This window comes from Desulfolutivibrio sp. (assembly GCF_036584575.1).
In the GTDB taxonomy this organism is placed as follows: domain Bacteria; phylum Desulfobacterota; class Desulfovibrionia; order Desulfovibrionales; family Desulfovibrionaceae; genus Desulfolutivibrio.
The window spans coordinates 1-4,419 of record NZ_JAZHDB010000097.1; the positions used below are offsets into that span (position 1 = coordinate 1).

Annotated in this window: 5 protein-coding genes; 4 read left to right on the top strand and 1 reads right to left on the bottom strand. The window is 65.1% G+C overall.

Annotated elements, in window-relative coordinates:
* On the bottom strand, positions 1-632 hold a 632-nt coding region (locus tag V3572_RS07630), incomplete at its 3' end, for a DctP family TRAP transporter solute-binding subunit (RefSeq protein WP_332110387.1).
* A 353-nt stretch (positions 633-985) separates the two neighbouring features.
* On the opposite strand from V3572_RS07630, the gene V3572_RS07635 reads away from it, so the two are divergent.
* From V3572_RS07635 to V3572_RS07650, 4 genes are all read left to right on the top strand, one after another.
* The gene (locus V3572_RS07635; RefSeq protein WP_332110388.1) at positions 986-1,426 is read left to right on the top strand and encodes a universal stress protein; all 441 of its coding nucleotides are present in this window, start codon (positions 986-988) and stop codon (positions 1,424-1,426) included.
* A 182-nt stretch (positions 1,427-1,608) separates the two neighbouring features.
* A complete protein-coding gene (locus V3572_RS07640; protein ID WP_332110389.1) occupies positions 1,609-2,823 on the top strand; it encodes a radical SAM protein in 1,215 nt (404 codons plus the stop codon).
* Positions 2,823-4,046, top strand: coding sequence for a glycosyltransferase (locus V3572_RS07645; protein ID WP_332110390.1), 1,224 nt, complete (start codon positions 2,823-2,825; stop codon positions 4,044-4,046). The genes V3572_RS07640 and V3572_RS07645 overlap by 1 nt, the downstream gene beginning before the upstream one ends.
* Positions 4,043-4,419 (top strand): hypothetical protein (locus tag V3572_RS07650; protein WP_332110391.1); only part of this gene is annotated, 377 nt, incomplete at its 3' end. The genes V3572_RS07645 and V3572_RS07650, both read left to right, overlap by 4 nt.

Below are 4,419 nucleotides of genomic sequence, written 5' to 3' on the forward strand. Positions count from 1 at the left end.
CAGGTGTTCTCCTGGCCGTCGATGGCCTTGGTCTGCAGCAGGGTGAAGACCTCGGAGAAGGGTTTTTTGAGCGGGATGGCGTCCACGGCATCGAACTGGGCGGCCAGCACGTCGGAGGTCATGATGCGGAATTTCTGGCCCTTGGCGTCGGCGGGCACGCGCAACGGCTTGTTGGCGCCAAGCTGCTTGAGGCCGTTATGGATGTAGCCCAGGCCGATGAGCCCCTTGTCCTCCATGGATTTGAGCATGGCCTGTCCCTCGGGGCACTGCTGGAAGGTGTCAACGGCCTTCATGTCCTTGAAAAGAAACGGCAGGTCGTAGATCTGCAGCACCGTGGTGTACTTTTCGAACTTGGACAGGGCCGGGGCGGCCAACTGCACGTCGCCCAGAAGCATGGCCGAGAGCACCTTGTCGTCGTCGAAGAGCTGGGAGCTGGGGAAGACCTCGATCTGCACCTTGCCGGCCAGTTTGGCGTCCACGCACTGCTTCAGCTTGACGGCCATCTGCCCCTTGGGGGTGTCCTCGGCCACCACATGGGAGAACTTGATGACGATGGGCGCCGCATGGGCCAGGGCGGCCAGACTCAGGATACAGACGACGGCCAAGGCCTGGAAAAGACGCAGTTTGCTCATGACAACCTTCCTTTTGGGCTGAAGTGGACGTGAGGCCTGATTATTGAAGTTGAGCCATTTCACCCAGAAATCGAGAAAAGTCAAGAGGGTAACGATTTTTTTCGGGTTCCTCGCAGGCCTTGCGGCGGTGTTGCAAAGGTATTGCTGGCCGGTTCATGGGCCATGCCTGGGGCTGGCTCGGCCGGGCATGGGAGGATTCCCTGGCGAATGCCTCGGAATTTCCGTGTAACAACCTGAAATGTAGTGAAAAAGGCACTGGACGCCGGTGGTTTTTCCTTTTATGTCTGTTCCCGTAGCGGTCCGGGGCGGATGCGGTTTTCCCGGGCCCACCTTCACCCCCCAAGGAGACAGATATGCGCGAGATCGGGCACATCCTTCTGGCCATGGATTTTTCCGAGGCTGCGGACCAATTGGCCGAATACGCTAGGCTTTTCGCTGAAAAGTTCCAGGCCAGGATCACGGTGCTGTACGTCGCGCCGACAATGAACCGCTACGGCAAGCTCTATGTGCCGCCCAACAGCATCGACCAGTTGGCCGGACAGATCCTCGACGGGGCCAAGCGGGCCATGGGCGAATTCATGGAAAAGCATTTCTCCGGCATCAAGGCCGACGGCATGGTGGAATACGGCTATGCCCCGGAAAAAATCCTGGAGGTGGCCGAGGAGCTGGAGGCGGGACTGATCATCATGGGCACCCACGGCCGGGTCGGCGTGGACCGCATCCTGTTCGGCTCTGTGGCCGAGAAGGTGGTCAAGATGGCCAGAATTCCCGTGGTCACGGTTCGTCCGGTCTAGCCAGGCAGAATCGCCACGTTCCGGCGTCGAGTTGACGCCTGCACCGCCCGGGGGTATGCAGGCCGCGCGGCAGCATTCCCTGTGCGGCGCGACAAGCCGCGCATCCCATACAACACCCCCACCGCGCCCTTCCGGCGGATCGACAGAAAATCGCCACCCGGGCGCGGAGCGCGGAGGCTCCCATGTCCAAAAAAAGCAGCGTTGCCCTGGGCACCATCCTCAAGCATTCCGTCAAGATCGCCCGCCATCCCTGGATCGCCGGCCGACTGGCGGCCCTTGAGAAGGAAAAATTCCTGTTCGGACCCTTAAACCCCCAGGCCGAAACCGGCGTGGCCCGCAGCATCCGCCAGCTCTCCATCCGCATTACCGATGTCTGCAACCTGCGCTGCCACACCTGCGGCCAGTGGGGCGACCAGGGCTTTTTGCACGGCCAGAACCTCAAAGATCTGAAGAAATCCGAGGTCTCCAAGGAGCGCTATCTGGCGCTCCTGGACGATCTGGCGGCCCATGGCCATCGGCCTTCCGTCTACCTGTGGGGCGGCGAGCCCACCATGTACAACGGCTGGCTGGACATCATCGACCGGGCCACGGAACTCAAGATGCCCACCTCCATCGCCACCAACTCCACGGGTGTGGAAAAGGCCGCCGAACGGCTGGTGGCCGCGCCCATGTTCCTTTTGCAGGTGTCCATCGACGGCCACTGCGCCGAGACCCACAACGCGGCCCGGCCGGCTGCCGGAGGCGGGAACAATTTCCAGACCATCCAGAACGCCCTGGCCGCCGTGAACGAGGCCAAGAAATCCCGGGGGGCCAAGCTGCCCCTGGTGGCCGCCCTGACCACCATCTCCAGCGCCAACGTCCACCACCTCGTGGACATCTACGAGGCCTACAAGGACCGCGTGGATCTGTTCGTCTATTACCTGTCCTGGTGGATCGACGAAAAAAGCGCCCAGGCCCACGACGTGGACTTCGCCCGGCGTTTCGGGTTCACCCCCAAGCTGCATTGGGGCTGGGTGGGCGACTGGACCATCAAGGACCACGAGACCCTGGACAAACAGTTGGCCGAGGTGCAGCGCCGCTCCAGGCCCCTGAACATGCCCCCGGTGAACATCATCCCCAAGATCACCGGCCTGGCCAATCTCAGGCAGTATTACGGCGACCACAGCTCCACCTTCGGCTACGACAAGTGCATCTCCATCTTCCAAGCCGTGGAGCTGGATTCCAACGGCGACATGTCTCCCTGCCGGGACTACCACGACTACATCGTGGGCAACGTCAAGGAACACACCATCACCGAGCTGTGGAACTGCGAGTCCTATCGCCGCTTCCGGGGCAGCCTCTTCTCCGAGGGACTCATGCCCGCCTGCACCCGCTGCTGCGGGCTCATGGGATATTGATGGCCCACCCCGCCACGCCGGTCACGCCCGGGTCGGCCGCCGCACAGGGTCCGGCCCGGGTGGTCCTTTTGCTCCAGGATCTGCTTTTCGGCGGCACCCAGCGCCAAGCCCTGGAACTGGCCAGGGGGCTCGATCCGACTCGGTTTGCGGTCGAAATGTGGATGCTGGCCCCGGGGCGCGACTTCGCGGCCAGGGCCGAGGCCTGCGGCATCCCCCTGGTGTGGCTGTCCCGGAATCCCGCCGTGGGCCTGGACGCCCTGCGTAACCTGTGGCGGCAGCTTGGCCAGACGCCCCCGGACATCCTGATTCCGCTGACCGCCGTGCCCAACATCTGGGGCCGAATCTTCGGGAGGCTCACGGGCATCCCGGTGGTCGTCGGAACCTGCCGGGGCGGCGGGGCCATCGCCCGGCAGCACGAACGGTTCTTGCGCCGCCTGGCCCATCACCACGTCTGCAATTCCCGCCCCCTGCGCGACATCCTGGTTGACCGCCTGGGGCAGACGGCCGACCGGGTCACGGTCATTCCCAACGGCGTGGACACGGACCATTTCGCCCCGCCCCCCGAGGAACTGCGCCCTGTGCGCGACGTGATTTTGTGCGTGGCCCGCCTGTCGGAGGACAAGGACCACGAGACGCTCCTTCAGGCCTTCGAGATCGCGGCCCGGGAGCACGAACGGGCCGAACTGTGGCTGGTGGGCGACGGCCCCCTTGCGGCCGGGGTGGCCCGGCTCATCGCCCGCCATCCTTTCAAGGGCCGCATCCGCTCCTATCCCGGCGGGGCCGACCCGAGGCCCTTTTACCAGCAGGCCAAGGCCGTGGTCCTAAGCTCCCGGCGCGAGGGCTTGCCCAACGTGATTCTGGAGGCTATGTCCATGGGCGTGGCCGTGGCGGCCACGGCCGTGGGGGCCATCCCCGAGGTGCTTTCGGGCCGGGCCGGACCCGTTTCCGGGCCGGTTCCCGACGCGCCCGGTGCGTCCGGTGCGCCTGGTACGAATGACGGCTGGTGCGGCCTCCTGGCCCCGCCCGGCGATCCGGCGGCCCTGGCCCAGACCATGCTCACCCTTTTGCGGGACGACGCCCTGCGGGAGAGCCTGGGCCGCACGGGACGGGCCCGCGCCGTGGCCGACTATTCTCTGGGGGCCATGGTTGCGGCCCATCATACCCTGTTCGAAAGGCTTCTGTGCGCCTGCCCGGGCCGGGCGGGCGAGCGAGGTTCGATGTGAAAATCGCCACGTTGCTGTGCCTTCTTTTGGCGGTCTCGGCCTCGGCCGTTTCGGCCCCGGCCCAGGAGTCCGGGGTGGCCGGATGGTGGGCCGGGAGCCTGTACGGCTCCAGCGTCGTAGCCCGCATGGAGCAGGACGGCCAGATGCTCACCGGGCTGGTCACGGTCACCGGGCTTGGCGGCCAGAAGGATCTTTACCATGTGGCCGGGGCGATCTTCGGGGACAAGATGTACGTGCTGCACGGCGCGGGCCACGTCTTTGAGGGCGAGGTCGCAGGCGGCCGGGAGATCAGCGGCGTATTGACCACCGCAGGCGGCAGGTTCGGGGGAAAGCTGGCGGGGCCTGGACAAAAAGAGCAGGTCGGCCACCACGC